Source organism: Sediminicola luteus (genome assembly GCF_002514735.1).
Taxonomy (GTDB): Bacteria; Bacteroidota; Bacteroidia; order Flavobacteriales; family Flavobacteriaceae; genus HQA918.
This window is the reverse complement of sequence record NZ_KZ300476.1, coordinates 887,028-910,663: the sequence shown is the minus strand read 5'-3', so window position 1 is coordinate 910,663 and position 23,636 is coordinate 887,028. Positions and strand designations below refer to the sequence as shown.

Annotated in this window: 16 protein-coding genes and 1 riboswitch; of the genes, 10 read left to right on the top strand and 6 right to left on the bottom strand. The window is 44.3% G+C overall.

Translation table 11 applies throughout. From position 1 onward, the window contains the following. Positions 1-14: 14 nt before the first annotated feature. From B7P33_RS03710 to B7P33_RS03670, 9 genes are all read left to right on the top strand, one after another. Positions 15-1,940 carry an outer membrane protein assembly factor BamB family protein gene (locus B7P33_RS03710; RefSeq protein WP_172435844.1) on the top strand — a complete coding sequence of 642 codons (1,926 nt, stop codon included), beginning with the start codon at positions 15-17 and terminating at the stop codon, positions 1,938-1,940. A 144-nt stretch (positions 1,941-2,084) separates the two neighbouring features. Continuing rightward, complete coding sequence (gene aqpZ / locus B7P33_RS03705) at positions 2,085-2,777, top strand: aquaporin Z (protein ID WP_097440587.1); 693 nt, start codon at positions 2,085-2,087, stop codon at positions 2,775-2,777. Between the two features lie 73 nt (positions 2,778-2,850). Next, positions 2,851-2,915, top strand: a riboswitch (Fluoride riboswitch). A 23-nt stretch (positions 2,916-2,938) separates the two neighbouring features. Next, positions 2,939-4,204 carry a voltage-gated chloride channel family protein gene (locus tag B7P33_RS03700; RefSeq protein WP_097440586.1) on the top strand — a complete coding sequence of 422 codons (1,266 nt, stop codon included), beginning with the start codon at positions 2,939-2,941 and terminating at the stop codon, positions 4,202-4,204. A 168-nt stretch (positions 4,205-4,372) separates the two neighbouring features. Further along, entirely contained in the window at positions 4,373-5,128 is a 756-nt protein-coding gene (locus B7P33_RS03695) for a DeoR/GlpR family DNA-binding transcription regulator (protein ID WP_097440585.1), read from the top strand. 101 nt (positions 5,129-5,229) lie between these two features. After that, entirely contained in the window at positions 5,230-5,904 is a 675-nt protein-coding gene (locus B7P33_RS03690; RefSeq protein ID WP_097440584.1) for a caspase family protein, read from the top strand. Between the two features lie 12 nt (positions 5,905-5,916). After that, entirely contained in the window at positions 5,917-6,657 is a 741-nt protein-coding gene (locus B7P33_RS03685) for a hypothetical protein (protein ID WP_097440583.1), read from the top strand. Then, a complete protein-coding gene (locus B7P33_RS03680; protein WP_097440582.1) occupies positions 6,657-8,507 on the top strand; it encodes a sensor histidine kinase in 1,851 nt (616 codons plus the stop codon). The genes B7P33_RS03685 and B7P33_RS03680 overlap by 1 nt, the downstream gene beginning before the upstream one ends. A gap of 123 nt (positions 8,508-8,630) precedes the next feature. Then, entirely contained in the window at positions 8,631-9,248 is a 618-nt protein-coding gene (locus tag B7P33_RS03675) for a response regulator (RefSeq protein ID WP_097440581.1), read from the top strand. Positions 9,249-9,321: 73 nt separating this feature from the next. After that, positions 9,322-12,075, top strand: a complete 2,754-nt coding sequence (locus tag B7P33_RS03670; RefSeq protein WP_097440580.1) for a glycoside hydrolase family 2 protein — start codon at positions 9,322-9,324, stop codon at positions 12,073-12,075. Positions 12,076-12,159: 84 nt separating this feature from the next. On the opposite strand, the gene B7P33_RS03665 is transcribed toward B7P33_RS03670, so the two are convergent. From B7P33_RS03665 to B7P33_RS03650, 4 genes are all read right to left on the bottom strand, one after another. Continuing rightward, the gene (locus tag B7P33_RS03665; protein ID WP_097440579.1) at positions 12,160-13,764 is read right to left on the bottom strand and encodes a RagB/SusD family nutrient uptake outer membrane protein; all 1,605 of its coding nucleotides are present in this window, start codon (positions 13,762-13,764) and stop codon (positions 12,160-12,162) included. Positions 13,765-13,782: 18 nt separating this feature from the next. Beyond that, entirely contained in the window at positions 13,783-17,079 is a 3,297-nt protein-coding gene (locus tag B7P33_RS03660; protein ID WP_097440578.1) for a TonB-dependent receptor, read from the bottom strand. Between the two features lie 123 nt (positions 17,080-17,202). After that, positions 17,203-18,417: a FecR family protein gene (locus B7P33_RS03655; protein WP_097440577.1), complete on the bottom strand. Its 1,215-nt coding sequence runs from the start codon at positions 18,415-18,417 to the stop codon at positions 17,203-17,205. A gap of 112 nt (positions 18,418-18,529) precedes the next feature. Beyond that, entirely contained in the window at positions 18,530-19,141 is a 612-nt protein-coding gene (locus tag B7P33_RS03650) for an RNA polymerase sigma factor (RefSeq protein WP_097440576.1), read from the bottom strand. A gap of 379 nt (positions 19,142-19,520) precedes the next feature. Here B7P33_RS03650 and B7P33_RS03645 point away from each other — a divergent pair, with 379 nt between their 5' ends. Next, on the top strand, positions 19,521-21,020 hold the full coding sequence (locus B7P33_RS03645; protein WP_216359349.1) for a glycoside hydrolase family 31 protein: 1,500 nt from the start codon (positions 19,521-19,523) through the stop codon (positions 21,018-21,020). Between the two features lie 297 nt (positions 21,021-21,317). Here the strand turns inward: B7P33_RS03645 and B7P33_RS03640 are convergent, their stop codons facing one another. Next, a complete protein-coding gene (locus tag B7P33_RS03640) occupies positions 21,318-22,478 on the bottom strand; it encodes an alpha-hydroxy acid oxidase (RefSeq protein ID WP_097440575.1) in 1,161 nt (386 codons plus the stop codon). 88 nt (positions 22,479-22,566) lie between these two features. Next, positions 22,567-23,466 carry an AraC family transcriptional regulator gene (locus B7P33_RS03635; protein ID WP_097440574.1) on the bottom strand — a complete coding sequence of 300 codons (900 nt, stop codon included), beginning with the start codon at positions 23,464-23,466 and terminating at the stop codon, positions 22,567-22,569. Between the last annotated feature and the right edge of the window lie 170 nt (positions 23,467-23,636).

The following is a 23,636-nucleotide window of genomic DNA, read 5'->3' as shown; positions in this document are numbered from 1 at the left end:
TTGAATGGAGTCCTATGCGTATTCGATTTTTCCTTTTGATGGTTTTTCTTGTGGCCCAAACACTCGTTTTGGGTCAAGAAGATGTGTCTGTTTCTTCTAAGGTGAAACAGAAATCACTGCACCGTTCAACCGGAATGCTTTTATTCCGCACCAATCATTACGTTGGGGCCATATCGCCGCATACCCAAGCTTTGGCGTGGACAGATAGTAGTTTAGCCAAAGCCGACTTTAAGGGTATGCGCGAAATTCCGCTGACCCCATTTGTTATTTTCGACAAAAAACCTTTCTTCGATAGCCAAATATTAAGTCAGACCGTTAAGGCTAAGGGTAAAGAGCGTTTGATCGTAGATATTACCCGGGGGGAGGTATTGTTCAACTCCAAGTTGTTGGGTTATAAGGCCGTGTTCCAAACCAAGATTTTGGCCAAAAGAAAAGCCATTTTGGTCGATGGTATTAAAAACGGAAAACCGGCAATCGGCATATATAAATTTACTGGAGAAAAAATTTGGGAAACCTTTTTAGACGATACCGGGTTTTATAAAAACCTGAAAGGTTCTTTACTACAGAAAGAGGAATTGTTGGTAGACCATTACGGTAACGTGTTTTGGCTAAAACAAAAGAAGCTCATACAGTTTGCAGCTACAGATGGGACGATACTTGCCGAACAAAACGAAGTTTACGATTGTCGGTTAGATCCAAGTATGAAGATACTTTATGTGTATGGCAAAGACTTTAAGTTAAAAAAGCTGGATGAGGAAACCAGGGTCATGGGGTATGCATCAAATAGCATGAAGCCCATTTGGCAAGATACGGTCAAGGTAAAAGGAAATATAACCGAACTCACTTTACAAAAAGAAGGTTTGGTAGCCATAACCAAACGGAGTTTTACGGTGTTAGATTCCAAAACAGGGGAAACGGCTTGGGAAACCCAAATCCCTTTGCCTATGATCCGAAAGATTATTCCCATTCAAGACCAGTATTTGGTAGTACAGGAAAACCTAATGCTGCTAATTGACGCCCAAGGGGAAAAGGTTTGGAAAGACCCGGTGAAGATTGCGTATTCGGCCCGTGAAAATCCCTTGCGATTCATTGTTGAGGGAGAGGCCGTTTTATATCTTACTCCTTCATTTTCGAATCGGGTGTCTTTAAAAACCGGCGAAAAAGTATGGAAGGAAGATTTAGTGCTTAATAAAACCGATTTTATTTCACGTAACCTAAAATTGGAGTTACAGTATTTCAGGTTTTGGGACGATAAGGCTCGTAAGCAGTATCCGGTATATTCGAATGGAGCTTTTTTTCTTATTTCAGAAAAAATGGGACAAACCCCCATTGCGGTAGATTCGTTGAACCTAGGCAAAGCAATACCTGAGCTTGAGATTCGTGATAAGGGATATTTCCTTCAGGCCAATGGCCAATATATGGGTATGTCACATACGGGCGAGCCAAGGTTCCATAAAGTATATAAAGCTTATGGAAACCCTTCTTTTTGGTCGCAGTCTTTCTATTGGGCCAAAAGGGGGTACGATAGTTATAAGGCTACTTTGGGTTTTGTTATGGACCAAGTGGGTAGCGGGGTCCGAGAGGTCTTTCTATCAAACGACTTGGGGTTTTTAACTACGGGTATTTCAAGTGTCTACGGATCTTACCGTTCTTATCAGGCCAGTTTAGATGAATTGACCGATATCAATAGCATTGAGGTGGGCTCCTATCTTGAGAATGTGTTTCTAAGGTATAAGAAAAGTCAAGGCCATCGCGATTATATACAGATGCTTACCCCAAAGGATAAAGAGACCCTTCATCTTATTCAAATACATAAAGATACTGGGGAAGAAACCATCTTGAAGGTACTACCTAATAAAGGATACGACATACTCCTTGATCCTATAGAACGACTACTTTATACTTTTCAAGAATCCGAGATCGGTATAACCGGTTTTTGATATTTATGTGTCCTTTTTCTGCCTGAAGTGTCATATAAATGACGTGTTTTTTTGATTGCGCTTGGGCCTGTATGTTAGTTTTTAGTACATTGGGTCAATGTAGCTCTATCGGGCTAATCATTTAAATGAAACTATACCCAGGTTATGAAAAAATTTCTTGCAGAATTTATTGGTACTTTTTGGCTGGTATTTGGTGGTTGCGGTAGTGCGGTTTTCGCTGCAGCCTTCCCAGAATTAGGAATAGGTTTTTTAGGCGTATCATTGGCCTTTGGTTTAACGGTATTGACCATGGCCTACGCGATAGGCCATATATCGGGCTGCCATCTGAATCCTGCGGTAACCATAGGGCTATGGGTAGGCCGAAGGTTTCCCCTGAAAGAGGTGGTACCCTATATCATATCCCAATTACTTGGGGCCATTTTAGGGGCAACACTAATTTATATTATCGCCTCGGGTCATGGGAATTTCGAAATGGGCAGTTTTGCCGCGAATGGCTATGGTGCCCATTCTCCCGGGGGCTATGATCTTACTGCCGCCTTAGTTGCCGAAATCGTGCTCACGTTCGGCTTTGTTTTGATCATCCTAGGGGCCACCCATGAGAAAGCCCCCAAAGTAATGAGCGGGCTTGTAATCGGATTGGCACTGACTTTAATCCATTTAATAAGTATCCCAATCACTAATACCTCGGTAAATCCGGCCCGTAGTACAAGTCAGGCTTTGTTCGTTGGCGATTGGGCACTATCCCAGTTGTGGTTGTTTTGGGTTGCCCCAATAGCAGGGGCTGTTTTGGCAGGGGCTGTTTGTAGGTTCTTGGCTGCCGAAAAAACAAAAAAATAACATCTTCCGGAGCCATGGGTAATATAACCCTTGGGTTGTAAGCTACTTTGAAATACGTATATTTGGCGGCACATTGAATTTTGGCAATGATGTCTGCCTTGAACCGCCCAACATTGGGATGATGACGTCTAGGGAACAGACTTTAAGTATGGACTAGGCGTATGGAAAAACCACAAGTATTTTTAGACTTGATTAAACATAGAGGCCTCTTACTACTGCAATGGGTGCTTTTGTCGTTGGTCGTTGGGGCGTTGGCCGGCTCGGCATCGGCTTGGCTTTTATTGGCTCTCGAATGGGCTACCGATTATAGGGAAGCCCATACCGTAATCATTTGGGCACTACCGGTGGCGGGAATAGTGGTAGGTTTACTGTACCATTATTATGGCGCCGATGTGGTTAAGGGGAATAATCAGATTATTGAAGAAGCCTTGGAACCACAAAAGATTATTCCCCTCAAAATGGCCCCATTGGTGTTCATAGGAACGGTTGCTACCCATTTATTTGGTGGGTCGGCCGGTCGGGAAGGTACCGCGGTACAAATGGGTGGTGCCATTGCTGATCAGTTCAGTAGTTGGTTTGGGTTAAGATCACTTGATCGAAAGATACTTTTGGCCATGGGGGTAGGGGCCGGTTTTGCTTCATTGTTCGGTACCCCTGTTACTGGTGCCGTTTTTGCGTTAGAGGTGTTAATCATAGGGCGCATGCGTTACGAAGCATTGCTTCCTGCTTTTATGGCCTCGATAGTAGCCAATTATGTGGCCGATCTTTGGCCTATTGCCCATACCCATTATCATATATCGGAAGTTCCGCATATAGATTTACAAGGTGTTTTCTGGACATTGGTCTTAGGAGTGGTATTTGGTCTTACGGCCCGTTTGTTTTCCAAAGCCACGCATTTTTGGGGAAACTTGTTTAAAAAATACGTGGGTTATCCGCCCATGCGACCTTTTATAGGAGGAGCCATAATCGCGTTGATAGTATATCTGATGGGTACTACCAAGTTCATTGGTTTGGGTATTCCTACCATTGTAGCATCTTTTGAACAGCCCATGGGTCAAGCCGATTTTCTTATAAAAATCCTATTAACCTCATTTACATTAGGTGCCGGTTTTAAAGGTGGCGAGGTAACCCCGTTGTTCTTTATCGGGGCCACCTTGGGTAGTGCTATGGTTTGGTTGGTGCCGCTTCCGGTGGGACTCTTGGCCGGTATGGGATTTGTGGCTGTTTTTGCTGGGGCTACCAATACCCCTTTGGCCTGTTTGATTATGGGGGTAGAGTTGTTTGGGGCAGAGAGTATAGTGTATACCGGTTTGGCCTGTGTTATGGCTTACTTAAGCTCTGGGCATAGCGGTATTTATGGTTCCCAGCGTATAGGTTCGCCCAAATGGAGGCATAATACCCACAAGAAAGGCCAACGTTTGGGGTAAAGGCATCAATTCCTAGTAATCCGGTCGGATATCCTTGATAATCCCATTTATTTTTTGTAATTAGTTTATGAACTCATTTTGACATTTTCGCTTAAATTGAAAATGTCTAAAAGGGTTCAATAAAATGGAATATATCTTCGAGGGTGGCGAAGGGAAAAAGAAATAGAGGTGAATAAGCGAAAGAGACAAGAGATAATTTTAAATGAGGTACATGTGCACAATCGGGTATTACTTACCGATTTGGCCGTGATGCTCGAGGTTTCCATAGATACCGTAAGACGCGATGTAAAAGAGCTACACGCCCAAGATAAATTGGTCAAAGTACATGGTGGTGCGGTTTCTAAAGGCTTTACCATTTATGCAGACCGTAGCCGGGAGATCTATGGCCATGATCAAAAATCAATTATAGCGAAAAAGGGCATCGAATTGCTTACTCCTGGCGATGTGGTACTTATTAGTGGTGGATCTACCAATTTAGAACTGGCTCGGCATCTGCCTTCGGATCTTGATTTAAAGTTTTTTACGCCCAGCCTGCCTATGGCGGTAGAGTTGTTAGGTAATGAGGCCTATAATTATGAAGTTTATTTTATCGGGGGAAAGATGTCACCGGATGCCCAATTGGCCACGGGGGGTAGCTCTATAAATATGCTCTCCGATATACGGGTCGATATTTGTTTTTTAGGTACGGGTTATGTGGATCATGCCAAGGGTATTACCGAGGTAGATTGGGAAGTGGCCCAAATGAAAAGGGCCATGATCCAAGCGGCCCATAAGGTAGTCTCGTTGAGTATTTCGGAGAAATTGGGCACCTTTAACCGCTACAAGGTCTGTGATATACATACCTTGGATATCTTGGTTACCGAATTAGATCCGTTTGACCCGAAATTGGAACCCTATCGCTTACCCAATTTACGTTTGGTCTGACCCCAAGTTTTGTATAAAAGTGACTACGTATAGCATAAAAACCATTAAAAATACCCATTAATGGGGATGTTCTGGCATGGTATTTTTTTCAAAATTGCAGTATGAAGAGAGGGCCAAGGAAAAATGTGTTCGTCGTAGGTATAGATCGCTATAAAAATGCAGGTGCATTACATTCGGCCATTAACGATGCCCAGCGCTGGAAGGGTTATTTTGAATCACGATTAGAGATCAATCCTTCCCGTATTAACTGTTTAACGCCAACTACGGGTTTGGAAAAAGAAGATTTTCTAAAGGCTTTTACCCTATGGATGTCCGAATGGGAAAAAATGGAAACGGCCTATATAGTATTTTCGGGTCATGGTGGGCTGTTTCAACAATCAGGTGAACCTGTTAAAATGGGGGTTCGTTGTAGCGATGGGGTGGTGTTCAAATCGGAATTGGACGCACTGATCCTTGAGAACTGGGGGCAACAGCGACCCACCTTGGTTTGGGTCTTAGACTGTTGTTATGCCGGTGCATTCGGTCTTGGGCAAGAACTGAACAATGAAATACTATTGGCCAGTTGTACCGCAGAACAGAAATCGAGCACCCGAATTCATGAGGGCATACTTTATGGAGCCTTTACCCATACCCTGTTACACTTGTTGGATAACGTTAAGGGTTGTACCTTAGACGAGTTGCAGCAGGCGTTGGATGAAGGATTTAAGAACAATCGAAAACAATCGCCGGTCTGCCTAGGGGCGGCCGATGTTAAAACCATACCATTATTCATTTAAAATCCCGTCACTATGCATGAAAATTTAAAGTACACCCTAAAACTCGATGAAAAGATCCAAGCCTTTAACACCTTTGAAGGGATGGATCCTAAAAATCCGGAAGACAAGGCCCAAATTGCCGATTGGCAACCTATTTATGCCCATAAGCATTATGGTACCCTCTTTTTAATTTATGCCAAGTTCTTGGGAAAAAAAGTGAAGGAAGGTTTTGAGGTAGATCGCGTTCAGTTATATATTCAAAATTATGAGGGCGAGGTTACTTTGGGCTTTACGCAATTTGCCGAACTCAACGATATGCAGATAGAGGCGAACGATCCCGATATAGATCCCCGATACCCCAATCGTAAAAAATATAAATTAAATATTGGTTTGCAGGCCTTGAACACCGAAAACGTAATCCGTAATTACCGAACCATGGATCGGGTGGTATTACAGCAAGGCGATGTTATTATGACCCAACCGTTCTTTTTACCGGTGACCAATGCCATTTCCCGCATTTTTGATGGAGACCATATCAACAAGTCTTTGTTCGTGGATCCAATTTTTATGAAAAGGGATGGCGATGAGGTTTATATTACCCAACAGGGCGAAATGTTGTTGCGCGATTTATTGAATGGCGGGCATGTTGAACGTAAAGATCTCTTCGGAGCCGGTATAGATCCGGATAGTCCGCAATCTTTTGAAAACTTTGGGGAGCAAAAAAATAGGACCACCATATGCCAACCCGTATTTTCTCAATGTGATATTCCTTAATGCAAAATAAAACGGTACTTATATGCTTTCTGTGGAGTCTCTTGGGCTTCGGACAAAGTACGGTGGTCGTTGACCATTTACGCAAATTCGAATTTAATATTTCCCCCCAGAGTTTTGAAGCCTTAACACCTTTTGAAAAACGAATGGTGTCTTGGCAATTGGATTTTTTAAGACAGTTCGAAACCCAAAATCTAGAATTCACGGCCGTTTATAAGGAAACCGATACGGATTTCAGTAAATTTTTGTTTTATCTTAATCAAGGCGATTATCTTTTTTACACCTTCGATGATAAGAATATAGAAGCACGGGAATCGTACAGTAAAGCCCTGGAGTTAGCTTTGTCAATAGATGACTCCCAAATGATATGTGAGGCTTTAAAAAGAATATTGAATCAAAGCAGACATTTTTATTTGCTCACTGGCCAAGCTGTTAAACCCTATTTGGATTTGTTTGAGGCCCATGCGTATGATGCCTTGGAACAGATACATTTACAATACTACAAGCAAATTTTTGGGTTTCAATACCTAGTATCCAATCTAGATAGATGGAACAAGGCTATCGAAGCCGATTTGCTCGATTTTGCGGAGCATAGCCCGTATCATTTTTATAATGGTAGGATATTCTATTTGTTAGCGGCTTATTATCATGTAAAAAATAATAACGAGAAAGCTATTGTTTTTGGGAGCAGAGCCTTAGACGAATACCGTAAGATTCCGGAAGGGTATGCTTCGACCCCAACCAAGGTTAGTGTTATTGGTCTTACTAGGCATTTATACTACAACGGGGATTTTGTTGAAGCGGAGCGTTTGCTTAGTGAATTCGATACCCCTGCAAAAAACAAATTAGAAAGGGCATATAAACACTACAGATACTATTATCAGTCACTTATTGATTCCATTAACGGTGATTATAAGAATGGGTTTGCAAATCTTATGATTGCTAAAGATATAGAAGATGTAAAAGAGCGGCACAACAAGACCAATCTTTTAAAAGATCTAGAGGCGAAATATGAAAACAAATTAAAGCAAAAAGAGAATGATGAACTTAAAGTAGATATTGCCCAAGAGAAAAAAGAAAAACGTCTCATGGCCCTAATTGGAGCCATCATCTTTGTATTGGGATCAACCTTGGCCTATTTTGTGGTGAACAATATCTCCAAAAAGAAAAAACTCTCCGAACAACAGGTGCAAATCGAGACCCAACGGGTAGAGAATCTGTTACGTGAACAGGAATTGGTGAGTATCGATGCCATGATCGAAGGCCAGGAAAAAGAGCGCCAACGGGTGGCCAATGAACTACACGATGATCTGGGCAGCCTAATGGCTACGGTCAAACTCTACTTTGGCAATATTAAGGCCGAAGGCGATCCCGCTCTGTTCAAGGCCAAAGAACTTTTGGATCAGGCCTATACCAAAATAAGGGGCATTGCCCATGCCAAAAACTCTGGGGTAATCGGCAGTCAAGGTTTGGTGCCAGCGGTAGAGAAATTGGCCCAGATGATTTCGGGTACCAATGCCTTGGAGATCGAGGTCAATGCTTTTGGTATGGAAGAACGCATGGAAAACTCCTTGGAATTAACCGTCTTTAGGATCATTCAAGAACTATTGGCCAATATGATCAAACATGCAGAGGCAGATAAAAGTAGCATCCACCTTACCCAACATGACGATATGTTGAACATTATCATTGAAGATAACGGCAAGGGCTTCGATATACATAAAGTATCAAATACCAATGATGGTATGGGACTACATAGTATTGAAAAAAGGGTGGAATTTTTAGATGGGAGCTTTACGGTAGACAGCATCATCGGACAAGGTACATCAATAATTATCGATATACCGGTCTAATAATTTGTAAAAGTTGCCCGATACCGGTATGGGGCCTCATTATTAGTGGAAAATTTTGGGCGGCACGTATATTATCGATAGTATTGTAAGTAAAGGAAGTACCATCATTATTGAAATCCCCCTATGATACGACTTGTAATTGCGGAAGACCACCAAGCCCTAATAGATGGAATAGTCTCTTATTTGGAGCACGAACGCGACATAGAGGTGGTAGGCCACGTGAACGATGGCAAGGCTTTGGTGGCTATGGTAGACGAACTACGGCCCGATGTGGTACTTTCCGATATCCGTATGCCCATAATGGATGGTATAGATGCCACGCATAAAATCAAAGGAATATCGAAACGCATTAAAGTGGTGGCTTTTACCATGTTCGACGAATCGGAGGCCGTTGGGGGAATGTTCGAAGCGGGGGCCACTGGATATGTGCTAAAGAATTCCCCCATGGAAACCGTTAAGGAGGCCATAAGAACCGTGGCCAAAGGCGGAGAGTATTTTGATAAAGAGATAGCAGTGCCCGATGTGGTGGAAAAGGGCAAGGAGTCGGTTTTGTCTACCCGGGAAAAGCAAATTTTGGAACTTATTGGCCAAGGGTTTTCTTCCCAAGGGATTTCGGCAGAACTCAGTATCGGTAAAAGTACGGTAGATACCCATAGGAAAAACATGGCCCGTAAATTGGGCTTTTCCGGTAAAGGTGAATTACTGCGTTATGCCATGGATCGCAAGTATAAGTTTCAGTAACTTCCTTTGATGATTACTGTGTAGTATTTACGCAGAAATACGTATTTTAGCATGGAATCCAAACTTCATATCCATGCGAATTCCTTTATTACTTGTGTTAACTCTTTTGGGTTTAGCAGGAAGCCATGCCCAACAAACCCAAATCGTATACCTCTCCGGTACCGGGGCCAACGATACCAAAACCTGGGATTTTAAGATTTCTTCGGGCCGAAAAAGTGGCGTATGGTCTACGATAGAGGTGCCTTCTTGTTGGGAGCAGCAAGGGTATGGCGAATACCGCTACGGACATTATCCCATGCAAGATCGCGTTCAGGAAACGGGGGTGTATAAAACCTCCTTCGAGGCACCACAAGATTGGAAAGATAAATCGGTGCGTTTGGTTTTTGAAGGGGCCATGACCGATACCCGGGTCAAAATAAATGGCAAACAAGTTGGGGAAGTACACCAAGGCGGATTTTATGAATTCAGTTACGATATTGGGCGTTTTCTAAAAATTGGCCAACCGAATCAATTGGAGGTTACAGTTACAAAGATGTCGGAAAACCAGTCCATAAACATAGCCGAACGTAAAGCCGACTTCTGGATTTTCGGTGGTATTTTCCGTCCGGTGTATATAGCGGTTAGCCCCAAGGAACATATTTCCCGTTTGGCCATAGATGCACAAGCAAATGGAGCGTTTAAGGCCGATATGCTATTGAATCGATTCAAAAAAGCGGATAGCTATAATCTAATAATCCACGACCTCGAAGGCAACCAAGTACATACCAATCAAGGTAAAATAGTTTCCGATTCGGTTCGTATCAGTTCCCGAGTCTATCATATTAAATCATGGACATCCGAAACACCGCATTTGTATACGGTTACCGTAAAACTCAAAGATGAAGGCAAATTACTCCATGAAAAAACGGAACGCTTTGGATTTAGAACGGTGGACTTACGCGAGAGCGACGGACTCTATGTAAATGGGGCTAAGGTGAAATTGAAGGGGGTCAACAGGCACACCTTTCATCCAGATTTTGGGCGTACTTCTTCCAAGGCCTTGAGTATTCAGGCCGTGAAGTTGATGAAAGAAATGAATATGAACGCGGTACGCATGTCCCATTATCCACCAGATAAGCATTTTTTAGAGGTCTGTGATTCCTTGGGTCTCTTCGTACTCGATGAACTCACCGGTTGGCAACGGCCCGCTTACGACGATGCTACGGCCAAACGCTTGGTAAAAGAGGTGGTGCAACGCGATGTAAACCACCCTTCTATTTTGTTTTGGGACAATGGGAACGAAGGCGGTTGGAATCCCATCATCGATGACGATTTCGCAACCCTCGATATCCAAAAAAGGGAAGTATTGCACCCGTGGGAAAGTTTTAGAAAGACCAACACCATACACTATACCGACTACGGTTACTTAGCCTTGGACAATTACGCCAAACGCAAACTCTTCATGCCTACCGAGCTTCTCCATGGTCTTTATGACGGGGGTCACGGGGCCGGTCTGGAAGATTATTGGAAACGAATTTACGATCATCCGCTAGGTATGGGAGCATTTCTCTGGGTATTTGCCGATGAGGGTATAGCCCGTACCGATAGAAACGGTGAGATTGATCTCGATGGCAACCACGCGCCCGATGGTATTTTGGGTCCGTACCTAGAAAAAGAAGCCAGTTTCTATACCATCAGAAAAATATGGAGTCCTGTGCAGCTACAGCATCGCTACCTGACCTCAGGTTTCGATGGACGGTTTAGGGTAGAGAACCGCTTCCATTTTACCGATTTGAGTACCGTTGATTTTAAAATCAGCTGGAAACGTTTTGATGCCCAAGGTCAGGAGGCACAAGTGACCGAAGCACACCAACAAAAGGCATTGCCCCCAGGAGATATAGGATGGTTAGAGCTCGACCTGCCCCAAAATTGGGAAGAAAACCACCTCTTGAAAATTGATGTGATGGATAAAACAGGGCAAACGATAGTTACTTATAGCTTTCCCGTGAACAAGGCGGAAGCCACTTGGTCTCAATTTATAAAGCCGGGCGGCACAACCCCAATACAAGAAAATATTGAAGGGAATTTAATCAGGGTTACGACTGGGGAAATGGTTTATGGTTTTAATCGTACCAATGGGCGACTTCAAAGGGTAAAACGAAACGGGAAAACCATCCCTTTGGCAGAAGGCCCCATTTTCGTAAGTACCGAACAAAAGCCCGAGTCGGTTACCTATGGGATAGATGCTGAGGGGCATTGGAAATTAACCACCCTAATGGAAAAGAGTGGCGATAGTTTTGAATGGCGCTTAGATACCGAAGGCAGATTACACCTTAAGGTGGCCTATCAGCCGGCCAAGCATACCCCCTATGCCGGTATTGGATTCCGTTTTCCTGAAGAGGAGGTTAAGGGGTTACGTTATATGGGTGAAGGTCCGCAACGTGTTTGGAAAAACCGTATGCAAGGCACCCAATTTGGTATTTGGGATAAAACATATAACCAGACCCAAACTGGTCATTCCGGTTGGGAATACCCCGAATTTAAAGGCTATCATGCCAATCTGTATTGGATGCGTTTACAGACCAAGAATCAAACCGATTTTAGCGTGTATGCGAAGACCGACGATGTGTTCTTGGGCCTGTTTACCCCTGGACAACCCGAAGACGCCCGCCAGGCCCAAGCCGCTTTTCCAGATGCCGACCTATCCTTTTTGCAAGGTATAGCCCCTATAGGTACCAAGTTTCATAAAACGGAAGAATTGGGTCCGCAGTCACAACTGAACCAATTTCGATCGGCCAACTTTTTCGGGGGGCGTTTACAAATGGAGCTGGTGTTTGATTTTAGATAATGGAATCAGAATATGGTAAAAAAAGCGAGGCCGTCCCAATGGGCGGCCTCGGTCTTGATAATTATTAAAACTAATTCACTTGAGTTAATATCCTGGGTTTTGTTCCAAACCTGGGGTAACGGCTACCGAAGCCGGTGGTATCGGGTAAATCCTGTAATTGGTATCGCTGGAGGTTTTGTCGGTCCAAGAGTCTTCCCATTTGCCAAAACGGATCTGATCCGTTCTACGGTGGTACTCCCAATAGAACTCAAAGCCCCTTTCGTTATACACATCGCTAAGGTCTGCAGCGGCCAAGGCAAAATCGGCACCACCACGGGCGGTACGAACGGCATTGACATCGTTTAAGGCAGAACCCCCGTTACGGGCCTCGGCCTCGGCACGCATTAAGTAAATATCGGCCAGTCGGAAAATTGGGATGTCTACCGCAGTGTCGTTTCGGTTGTCGTTACGGGTATCGATGCCCCACTTGATCACACGAACCCCGGTAGATTGGTTCACGGCGATCAAGTTTACATCGCGGGTGTGGTTGGCCAAAGATTGGTCACGGGTACTGCGTAGGGCGGTAATTTCCAAAAGGCCATCGGCATTATAGGAAAAGGCACCGTCAACGATTTTGGCCCCGTATTGCTGGCCTTCTTGAAAACCACGACTGATTATGTATTCCTCTAGCGGAATAGCGCCTTCTTCGGCCGGGTAAAAACGCTTGGCGAACCTGGGATCGTTTTCGGCATCGAAAGTATCAAGGAATTCTGGTAGGGTACAACCGGCATCAGAACCACGGATACCACGGCTAGGAGTTAAAAAATAACCCCTGGACATACCGTTGGTAGAGTTACGGGTTACACTGGCCCCGCCTAAACTGGGTGAGGTAAGTTCGTTTTTAACGGCGAAGATAATTTCACTGTTCCCTTCGTTGTCAGGATCAAAAAGTTTAAAGTAATCTTCGCTTTCCAAAGCGTAGTTACCCGAACCAATCAGTTCGCTACATAGCGTAATAACCTCTTGCATGTCGGCACTATCAAAAGTGGCGCTCCCATAACGGTTCTGGTACACACCACGGTTAAGGTACATACGGGCCTTAAGGGCCTTAGCGGCATCTTGATTGAAACGAACCCCGTCTTTACCACTTCCTAGTTTGGGCATGGCCTGATCTAGGATACTGATGATTTCGGTAAAGGCCGCTTCACCTTTCAATATGGTTGAAGGCGCATTGAAGTCGATATCGGTAATTCCCCTATACGGTACTTGGTCGTAAAGATCAAGGGTGGTTGCCATATAAAATGCGAGTAAGCCCAACATTTCGGCATGCTCCCTGCTGTCAGGGTCTACCAAGGTAAGGGCCTGGGTAGCATTACCAATACCTGACATCAGATGGTTCCAGGTATCGCGCACATAGGCGTGTGTAGCGGTCCAATCGTGGCGATGCAATTCTTGGAAAGTGCCCCCATCGAACCAGTCGTTTTGGCGGGTAGGCAGCATGGCATTATCCGACGAATAATCTTGTAGGGCGAATAAGGCCCTATGACCGTAAACATCGCGTAATTGGTTATAGGCCGGAGCGATCAAGTTCTCTACTTGGGCATTGTCTATAAGTTCCTTACCCAAGGCTTCATCCAATATTTCTTCTTCAATATTACACGAGACTATTCCCAAAAAGGTGAACAATCCGATTAGATATGATTTTTTCATCGTTTTTCTTTTTCAGGTTTAGAATGATACGTTTAGTCCCAATAAAAAGGTGCGAGCCTTGGGGTAAGCGGCATAATCGACTCCATATACATTGTTTCCGGCCGTGTTTACCTCTGGATCGTATCCCGAATAATCGGTGATAACGAATAGGTTTTGTCCGGTTACGTACATACGCAGGCCACTGAGCCAGTTCAAATTATCGGTATTGAACCTATAGCCAAGGGTGGCATTGTTCAACCTGAAAAAATCGCCACTTTCAATATATCTAGAAGAGGTTACCACGGCCCGTGTCGGGTTTTCGGCAGCATCTAGATAGTGGGTAAAGATGTTGTTTCCGTTCTGGGCCAAAGACGAGGCATTGGAATAGGCGCGGGCGGTATTATTGAAAATATCTACTCCGCTTACACCATTGAAATTAAGGCCCAAGTCGAATTGCTTATACATGGCACTGATGTCGAAACCATAGATGGCCTCGGGCAGTGGATCGCCCACGATTTCGTTCTCTTCACTTAAGATCTCGAAACCATCGGCATCAAAACCTTCGAAACGCTTCATATAGAAAGAGGCGGCAGGGTAACCACTGCGGTAAATACTACTGGTCTCACCAGAGGCACCCGGGGCCGAAATACCACCTACCAGAATGTCGGTATCTAGATTTTTCACCTCATTATCAATAAAGGAAGCGTTGGCAGATACATCTAAACTAAAGTCTTCGCTCTGGACCAAATTGGCCGAAACGGCGAATTCTATACCTTGGTTAACGATCTCGGTATCGGCATTCACAAAAATAGTACTTACCACGGTAGGTGCCGGCGCGGCTACTTCTAAAAAGAGATCGGTAGTGGTTTTGTTAAAGTAATCGAAGGTACCGTTTATACGTCCGTCGAGAATAGCCCAGTCCAAACCTATGTTCGATTGAGTGGTTACCTCCCACTTTAGGTCGGGGTTGGGTGTACGGGCCACGGTAATACCATTGACAACGGTAGTACCCTCAAAGGCATACCCATTACCTTCACTAGAGGTAAAAGACCCTTGGGTAACCTTAACCGGTACGGCCTGGTTACCGGTCTGTCCCCAACCCAAACGAAGTTTTAAGTTGCTAAATACGCCATTGTTGGCCATAAATTCTTCTTCGCTGATACGCCAGCCTAATGCGGCCGATGGGAAATAGCCGTAACGATTGTTTTCCCCAAAGACCGAAGAACCATCGGCACGCAGTGAGGCGGTTAAAAGGTATTTGTCTTTATAACCAAGATTTACCCTACCGAAGAAGGATTGAAGTTTACGTTCGTTGGTAAACGAGCCGACAAAATCGGTACGTTCGGCTATCCCAATATTAAAAATGGGGTCTATTTCGCGTGTATTGAAACCAGAACGGCCGATAAAGGTACCCTTGTTATTGAACTCTTGGTACGAGTGCCCCAAGAGCAGGTTTAGGTCAAAGGCATTGATGATGCGCTGGTACGAAAGATAGTTTTCTACCAAGAAGCTCGAAATTTCCGAGGAGTTGGAGTTTACACCACCTTCGTCTATATCGCCCCCAATATCGGAGTTCGGGTACAAACGTACTACGCGATCAACATCGGAATTTTCATAGGCTAAATTCAATTTATATTCCAAACCTTCCAATATCGTATAAGTGGCATTGGTGTTGGCCAAAAGGGTTTTTGATTCGGCCCTGTCGCGATACAGCTCGAAATACGAAACCGGATTGTCGGGAGAACCAGCTTTGGCGTTTAAATTGCCTTCACTATCGTAAGGGGCGGCTGTTGGGTTGGCCCTCAGGGTTGAAGTAAGCAAATTACCGTTGGCAGATGCTCCACCACCTGTGGCCTGGCTTTCGTCTTCAATACTGGCAATGGCTATAGAGCCCCTGAGTTTTAAGCGGTCGTCCAACAGTCGGGTTTCGGCATTCAATCTACCCGTAAATTTATCCTGCCCTGTGTTCTTAATCAATCCTTCCTGCTCCAAATAACTCATAGAGGCACTGAATCGTGACACTTCGCCGCCACCTGAAAAAGAGATGCTGTGGTTCTGGGTAATGGCGGTTCTATATATTTCGTCTTGCCAATCGGTATTTGCATTGGCTGGGTCTATATAACTGGCAGGATCCCTTCCTACAATAGGGGCCAAACGGGCGGTTTCCCTTTTGTAGGCCTCGGCATCCAATACATCGATCTTACGGGCTACACTAGATACCCCTAAATAGGTATCGTAACTAAAACTACCTTTACCCGATTTTCCTTTTTTGGTTTCGATCAATACCACCCCATTCGCACCACGGGTACCATAAATGGCCGTGGCAGAGGCATCTTTTAAGATGGTAATATTGGCAATGTCGGCCGGGTTTAGGAAATTTAATGGACTTTTGGCCCTGGTGGTACCGATACCACCCAGACCGTTAACCCCGGCAGAGGCACCTTCTACAGGAACCCCATCGATAACGAAAAGTGGGTTACTGCCCGATCCTATAGAGTTTACCCCACGTATGTTAATATCTATGGCACTACCAGGCTCACCGGTACCGGAGGTGATGTTTACCCCAGAAACCTTTCCTTGTAGTAATTGCCCAGGAGAATTCACTACTCCTTGGTTAAATTCGGAGTCGTCCAATACTTTAACTGCACCGGTTACATCTTTGGCCCGCTGCGAACCGTAGCCTACCAAAACTACTTCTTCTAGGTTGCTTGCATCTACCTGCAACTGAATGCTTAGCGGACTTTCGTTGCTAGCCGTAACTGTTTTTGGGGTGTACCCGATATAAGAAACCGTAAGGGTGGCACCTCGGGTAACTTGAAGTGAAAACTTACCGTCAAAATCGGTTGAGGTTCCATTAGAGCTGCCTTGTTCTACCACAGAGGCCCCGGCCATGGGCAAGCCGTTTTCGTCGAGAACGGTACCGTTGGCATTGATTGTTTCTTGGGCCAATTGAGGCAGGGGTGCCTTTTTAACCTTTCCTTTTTTTAAGATAATCAAGTTACGCTTGAACTTAAAATAAACATCGGTTCCATTAAAAATACGTTCCAAAACTTGGGCAATGGCTTCATCTTTGGCCACTACACTTACGGTGCGGTCGGTATTGACCTTGTCGTGGTTGTACAGGAACTTAAATCCGGTTTGGGTTTCCATATTCTTGAAAACCGTTTCAATAGGTACTTCCTTAAGGTCTAGGCTTACCTTGGTGTCTTGCGAATAGGTGTTCGCATGGATCTGTAGTAGAGATACCAGTAAAAGAATGGCGGTCAGCTTCATTTTTAAACTAAATACCAAGGAAACCGATCCGCTCGGTACCCCTAGCGAGTTTGATTTTTTCATACTTTTGTTGTGATTCTGTGATTTAACGTTCAATTGGTTAAGATCACGACCATACCGGTTAAATGCGCCAACATTTGCCGGTATTTTTTATGTCTGATCTTTAGGTGTTCATTTGAGGTGGTCTTACATAGGCAAAGTGTTTTGTTGAGTTGTTGCTGTTATTATAATATGGTTTTCGTTACGCTGATAGTCAAAAGGTATATCCTCCATAAAGGCCTCCAAGATCTCTTCTATGCTCTCGTCGCCAAAGGTCACGGTATACACCTGTACGTCTAACAGGCCATAACGGTTTTCTATGGTTACGTTATGCTTTCGTTCCAATTTTTTACGAATGGCCCCAAAGGCGGTCTTTTTTAAGATCATTTGATTTTTGGTCCATGCGGTATACAGATCAATGTCAACGGCTTCTACGACTAATGCTTGGTCTACATGGTGCCAGGCCCCTTTTTGACCAGGTTTTAATAAAGTGTCGGGCCCAGTGGCATCGGTATTGCTCAAGGCTACCGATCCAGACACCAAGACGGTGTTGGTTGTACCATCTTCGGCAAAATTAGATACATTGAAGGCCGTACCCAGTACACGAACCTCTTTGTCGTTTACATGAACCGTAAACGGATGTTTTGGATCGTGGGCCACTTCAAAATAAGCCTCCCCCTCAAGGTATACCTGTCTAGGGTGGTCTTTTAAAAATCGAATGGGATATTTAAGGGTAGTACCCGCATTCAGTTTTACATGACTGCCATCAGAAAGTTGAAGGTCAAAAGTTTTACCATAAGGTACGGTAAGTTCATTAAAGGCCAGTTTTTCTTCGGGGGCTCCCATTTCTTGGGTGTAACTAAGGGTATTCCCCGTTTGTTGACCACTCACCTTGCCATTGGCATCGAAAATTTGAAGTGTTCCGTTTTCCGCTACCAATTTTAATTGGGAATCGGCCTGTTTAAGAACGATGTTTTCTTTACCTGGTTCGTTTTTACCTGCTACAACCTCTTGCGTATTCACGGTATTGGCTTCCGGGGCCATAAAAAGGCCTAGCCCTATGGCTACCAAAACGATTAGGGTAGCGGCAATGGCAAAATAAGGGCGCCACATGGCCTTTGGGTTCCTTTTAGGGGTAGCAATGGTTTCGAGCAAGCGATTCGAAAATTCGGGTGATGGTCTTTGTTGAAAATCTTTTCTTTTTCCCAGTTCGGTGGGGTCTATCCCATGGGAGTCGATTAGTTGCGCCAATCCTTCGGGGCGTTCATTGATGAGATCCATAAAGGCATCGAATTCCTCCTGAGTCATGTCATTCTCCAAGTACTTTAGGAAAAGTTGCTTTAAATCATTTGGTGCCTTCATGAAAATGGAATGAAAGTTTGTGTATTTCGCGTTATCTATTATGTATACGGGCCATTGGGGTCAAAGTCCCAAATCAATTTGAAAAAAAACAAAATTTACCGGTTGGTTTGGTTTAACTCCCTAGAAAATAAAGGAGTAGGGCGGGCAGGGTTAAGTCGGAAATATGTGGGGCCAAATCCGTTTTAATGGTTTGTAGCGTTTTCCAAAGATGGTTTTTAACCGTTTTAGGGGTAATGCCCAATAGCGAGGCAATTTCTTGGTTACTTTTACCTTCTTCCCTAGAAAGTAAGAAAATGCGTTTTTTCTGTTCGGGTAGGCTATCCAAGATTTCGGAGAGAATGGTGCGGTATTCCTGTAGTTTCAGATCGTCTTCGGTGGGGTTGTGTAATTTTTGCATTCCTAGCCAAATTTCTTGCCTGTGGGCGCTTCTTCTGGCTTTTTTACGAAGATGGTCTACGACAAGGTTTCTGGCAATACGAAACATATAGGGTTCAAAAGCGCGATCGGTGTCGTATTTCGTCCGGTTTTCCCATAATTTAATGAACAAGGCTTGGGATAGCTCTTCGGCCTCATGGGGCAATTTTACCAATTGCAGTATAAAATTGTAGGCCCATTGTTCGTATTCGGCCACCAATAGGGTAAAAGCACGGGTATCGCCTTTTCGGATGTTCTCATAAACTTCCTTGGGCAATTTCGGGGCTATATGTTCTATTTTTGTGGGCATTTATAGGTGACGCAATTACCAATTTGATGCATCTGCTGCCTGCAATTTATAAAAAAAATAAAATAAGCCATATTAGATTTGGGTTTTCGAAATGTAGGGGTCTCTTCTGAAAAAAAGGTTAGCGATAGTCTAAGGGCCTAGTAAGGTGAAACATTTCGGTTTTACCGTTTCTTTTGACAATCCAATCTTAAAAACCTACCAGACCCTACCAGTATGGTTGTAACAGGAAAACCCACTACTTTCATGCGGAAATTTTGGTTTCGGTTTGGACCGTAAAACCAGTTATTTTAAATTTATATATATGGTATTGAGGAGTTTATGTTGTTTTGGGATGGCGTGCATATTGGCTTTTTCGGCTAAGGCACAAAACTTGGAAAAGATGGTTTCACTTAAAGATGGGGCCGAATTGTGGGCGGGTATTATCCGAGAAGGGCACAAAATGCCATTGAATCCGGGATATTCTGCCGATTTGTACGGAAAGGTTTGGCGCAATCAGTTACAGCCCTTGATACTTTCAAATACCGGCGATGTTATCTGGTCGGAAGAGCCCTACCGATTTGAGTATGCCGAAGGCATGGTAAAGGTAGATAAGGCCTATGCCACCATTGATCATAAAAAAGCCGGTACTACCCTTAAAGAGGCTTTTGAATATGCGAGTGCCAATTATTTTCCGCCTTCGGGCCAAATGCCACCGGAAGCTTTTTTCTCTATACCGCAGTACAATACGTGGATCGAATTGACCTATAACCAAAACCAGGCCGATGTTTTGGCCTATGCCCGTGGGATTATTGAAAACGGCTTACCTCCCGGAATTATAATGATCGATGACACCTGGCAGGAAGATTATGGGAAATGGAACTTCCATCCGGGTAAATTCCCCGACCCCAAGGCCATGATGGCCGAGTTGCATCAAATGGGTTTTAAGGTAATGCTATGGGTATGTCCGTTTGTTAGTGCCGACTCCGACGAATTTAGGGCCCTGGCCCCAAAAGGTGGTTTTATGCGCGACAAAAATGGGCAACCGGCCATGGTTAAATGGTGGAATGGGTATAGCGCTTTGGTCGATTTGACGGCTGCATCGGGTGAGGCTTGGTTTACTGGCGAATTAGACCGTTTAACCAAGGAATATGGGGTAGATGGTTTTAAATTAGATGCCGGTGATGCCCGTTTTTATGTTGATTTGGTATCGGATAAAGACATAGGGCCCAATGGACATTCGGAGCGTTTTGCCCAGATTGGGCTTAACTATCCTTTTAATGAATATAGGGCTACCTGGAAAATGGGCGGACAAGCCTTGGTACAACGCCTGCACGATAAAAACCACGATTGGCGCGATCTTCAAAAGTTGATACCGCATATGACCTTAACCGGACTAATGGGCTACCCTTTTAGTTGTCCGGATATGATCGGAGGAGGCCAGTATACATCTTTTTTGGAAGGTGCGGTTATGGATGAAGACTTAGTCGTGCGATCTACCCAAGTACATGCCCTAATGCCCATGATGCAATTTTCCGTGGCCCCCTGGCGTATTTTGGGGCAAAAGCACTTTAACGCCGTTAAAGAAGCGGTTAACATAAGGGAAGGCTTTACCGATTACATTCTAGCATTGGCCAAAAAAGCAGCCAAAACCGGGGCACCCATCGTAAGGCCCATGGAGTTCGATTTTCCGAATCAGGGGTTCGCTAGGGTAAACGATCAATTTATGTTGGGGGACAAGGTATTGGTGGCCCCCCTTCTCGAAAAAGGCGAAGGCACCCGTACCGTGGTGTTACCCAAGGGCAGATGGAAATCGGATTTGGGCAAAACCTATAGGGGAGGCCGTACCATAACGGTACAGGTGCCTCTAGAACGCTTACCCTATTTTGAACGTATAAAATAGAAGCTGTGCCCAACCAAACGGTTTATTAAAAGGTTCTCAAGTGGTTTTGTGAATATAGTTTGGCATATTTACTTGGGGGGTGCCTATACTATGCTTAAACTGATTGCTAAGATTCGATGAGTCGTTATAACTGGTGTAATCGCTGGTAACATCGGGTTATACTTAGGTTAGTTGTTCCATTTTATGACCTACCCATGTTAGATTTGATAGGTTAAAGAGGGTAGGTTCTATAGCCTTAACAAACTTTTCTGAGTAAAAGTAATGCCTCGATTTGTTATCGGATTTTGTTGTAGTTATTTATTGTTTTGGATTACAGAATTTTGGTAACTCGGCAGGTTTCGAACAACCAACTTGAGTCATAAGTTGTTTCAACTCTTGTGATAAAATTGCGTAAGCTTGATCCCCTCCATTACGACCCAAGGCCGCAACGGCATACATAAACGAGCGGCCCAAAAATGTAAAATCGGCGCCATGGGCCATGGTACGTCCTATGTCGGCCCCACTCCGTATACCGCTATCCATCATAAGGGGAATTTTGCCCTTAAAATCTGTCAGGATCCTATCCAAAGACTCTACGGTAGCCTCTGCGGCATCCAATTGACGCCCCCCATGGTTAGAGACCAAGAGTCCGTCTATACCCAGTTCAATTGCCATTTCGGCATCGCTTTTAGTAGCCACCCCCTTTAAAACCAACTTTCCAGGCCACATATCACGTATAGCGGCAATTTTATCCCTATCCAATCGACCGTCGAAGGTTTGGTCCATAAAGCGGCCTAATTGCTTCAACGATTGGTTTTTGGGCATATAGGGCGTTAGGTTTTTAAAACTGGGGCTCCCCTGTTTCAGCGTGGCCCAGGCCCATTTGGGTTTTTGGAGTATTTGCCAAATATTACGGGCCGATATTCTGGGCGGAAGGGCCAGCCCATTTTTTATTTCCATATGGCGAATGCCAAAACTAGGTACATCACAAAGTAATACCAATACCGGGCAACCTATGGCCTTGGCCCGATCGATAAGATCGTTGCGCAGGGCCGCCTTGGCCGGGTGGTAGAGTTGAAACCAGGCCCGTCCCTCGGTCAATTGGGCAATGGTCTCCATGTTTTCGGTACTAACTGTACTCAGAATAAAGGGAATGTTGGCCTTGTGGGCCAGTTTGGCCAAAATTTGTGGTGCATTAGGCCATATAAGTCCCTGTAAACCAATGGGTGCAATGCCAAAAGGGGCGTCGTAAACATGGCCGAAAAGTTCCGTTTTTAAAGAAGTTCCAGCGAATTCGGAAAGGTAATTAGGGTGTAAAAGGGTTTGCCTTATTATTTCGGTATTCCGTTTCAGATTGACCCCTTCGTTACAGCCGCCATCCAAATAATCGAAGGCGAATTTCGGGATGCGGCTTTTCGCTTTTTCCCTCAAATGGGGAATAGAGGGGTACTTGGTGTTAAATGCAAAAGGGTCGGTCATTTATCTTCCTGCTAATGTTCTATAACATGTTCACAAAACTAAACCAAGCCGCGGCCGTATACTACCTTAGTTCGTGCTATATGCGGTGTTATTTTTGCCCAATTCGATAGCTTATGTGGTTATCGGTATATAATTTAGCATACTTACTGGGTGCCGTACCGGTTATATTCTTGAATTGTTTATTGAAATTCGACAGATTATTAAACCCTGATCCGTAGGCAATGGCCGAGATATTGATTTCCGCTTCCTGCAACTGTTTACAGGCATAGCCTATCCGGATTTCGTTCAAGAAGCTTGTAAATGTTTTTTTATGTATTCGGGTAAAGTAGCGGCTAAAAGCCGAAGCATTCATACCTATATGTTGGGCCACATCTTGGGCGCTGATGTCATTTTTAAAGTTGGCGAATACGAACTCATTGATTTTGCGCAACCTACTATCTCGATTGGTATGGGATGGATTCACATAACCCGGACTCGATAATACCTCTAACTCCTTTAGTTTCGAAAGCTCTTGCAGTGCCTCCAAAAGACCAAGCAATCGATGTAAGGGGTCGTTATGCACCATCGCCTTTATTTTTTTTAGTACATGTTCCGGTACTTGAGGAAATCGGATGCCTCGCATGGCCAATTTCATTAACTGGTCTATAGGCCTAAGTTCAGGTTTTTCGAAAAATTCAGGTCCCATAAACTCTTTGAGAAAATGTACGGCCACGGTTTCCGATCTTTCTTCTTCTTGGGGCTCTAAGGTTTTGGTGCTTTCATCTTCCAGCCACATATGGGGCAGGTTTTTGCCTAAAAGAAAAACATCGCCAGACACCCATTTACCGATACTGTCGCCCACAAAACGGGTGCCACTGTTACTCAAAAAGGCGATTACCTCAAATTCTGCATGGTAGTGCCAGATGCCGATAGAGCTATTGTAAATGGTGTCGCTTACCGTAAAAGAAACATGTTCGGGGCTGGTGCGGTTCAGTAACTGTAGTTTCATGGTCGTAAAATAATGAATATTTACAGTTTTGGGCCAATCGTTGATCGGTCAAGCAAAAAAAGTATCGGATATTATCAAAAGGCAGGTAGATGCCGCCTAGAATTGAAACTAATTTGCGAATGTAAAAAAGGGAAGGCGTGCTATACCTTTTTTAAATGGAAAAAAACAAG

Bases quoted from the DNA above. Each gene is read 5' to 3' on its own strand.
- B7P33_RS03710 (WP_172435844.1), top strand. From the start codon at position 15: ATGCGTATTCGATTTTTCCTTTTGATGGTTTTTCTTGTGGCCCAAACA.
- aqpZ (WP_097440587.1), top strand. From the start codon at position 2,085: ATGAAAAAATTTCTTGCAGAATTTATTGGTACTTTTTGGCTGGTATTT.
- B7P33_RS03700 (WP_097440586.1), top strand. From the start codon at position 2,939: ATGGAAAAACCACAAGTATTTTTAGACTTGATTAAACATAGAGGCCTC.
- B7P33_RS03690 (WP_097440584.1), top strand. From the start codon at position 5,230: ATGAAGAGAGGGCCAAGGAAAAATGTGTTCGTCGTAGGTATAGATCGC.
- B7P33_RS03685 (WP_097440583.1), top strand. From the start codon at position 5,917: ATGCATGAAAATTTAAAGTACACCCTAAAACTCGATGAAAAGATCCAA.
- B7P33_RS03680 (WP_097440582.1), top strand. From the start codon at position 6,657: ATGCAAAATAAAACGGTACTTATATGCTTTCTGTGGAGTCTCTTGGGC.
- B7P33_RS03675 (WP_097440581.1), top strand. From the start codon at position 8,631: ATGATACGACTTGTAATTGCGGAAGACCACCAAGCCCTAATAGATGGA.
- B7P33_RS03670 (WP_097440580.1), top strand. From the start codon at position 9,322: ATGCGAATTCCTTTATTACTTGTGTTAACTCTTTTGGGTTTAGCAGGA.
- B7P33_RS03665 (WP_097440579.1), bottom strand. From the start codon at position 13,764: ATGAAAAAATCATATCTAATCGGATTGTTCACCTTTTTGGGAATAGTC.
- B7P33_RS03660 (WP_097440578.1), bottom strand. From the start codon at position 17,079: ATGAAAAAATCAAACTCGCTAGGGGTACCGAGCGGATCGGTTTCCTTG.
- B7P33_RS03655 (WP_097440577.1), bottom strand. From the start codon at position 18,417: ATGAAGGCACCAAATGATTTAAAGCAACTTTTCCTAAAGTACTTGGAG.
- B7P33_RS03650 (WP_097440576.1), bottom strand. From the start codon at position 19,141: ATGCCCACAAAAATAGAACATATAGCCCCGAAATTGCCCAAGGAAGTT.
- B7P33_RS03645 (WP_216359349.1), top strand. From the start codon at position 19,521: ATGGTTTCACTTAAAGATGGGGCCGAATTGTGGGCGGGTATTATCCGA.
- B7P33_RS03640 (WP_097440575.1), bottom strand. From the start codon at position 22,478: ATGACCGACCCTTTTGCATTTAACACCAAGTACCCCTCTATTCCCCAT.
- B7P33_RS03635 (WP_097440574.1), bottom strand. From the start codon at position 23,466: ATGAAACTACAGTTACTGAACCGCACCAGCCCCGAACATGTTTCTTTT.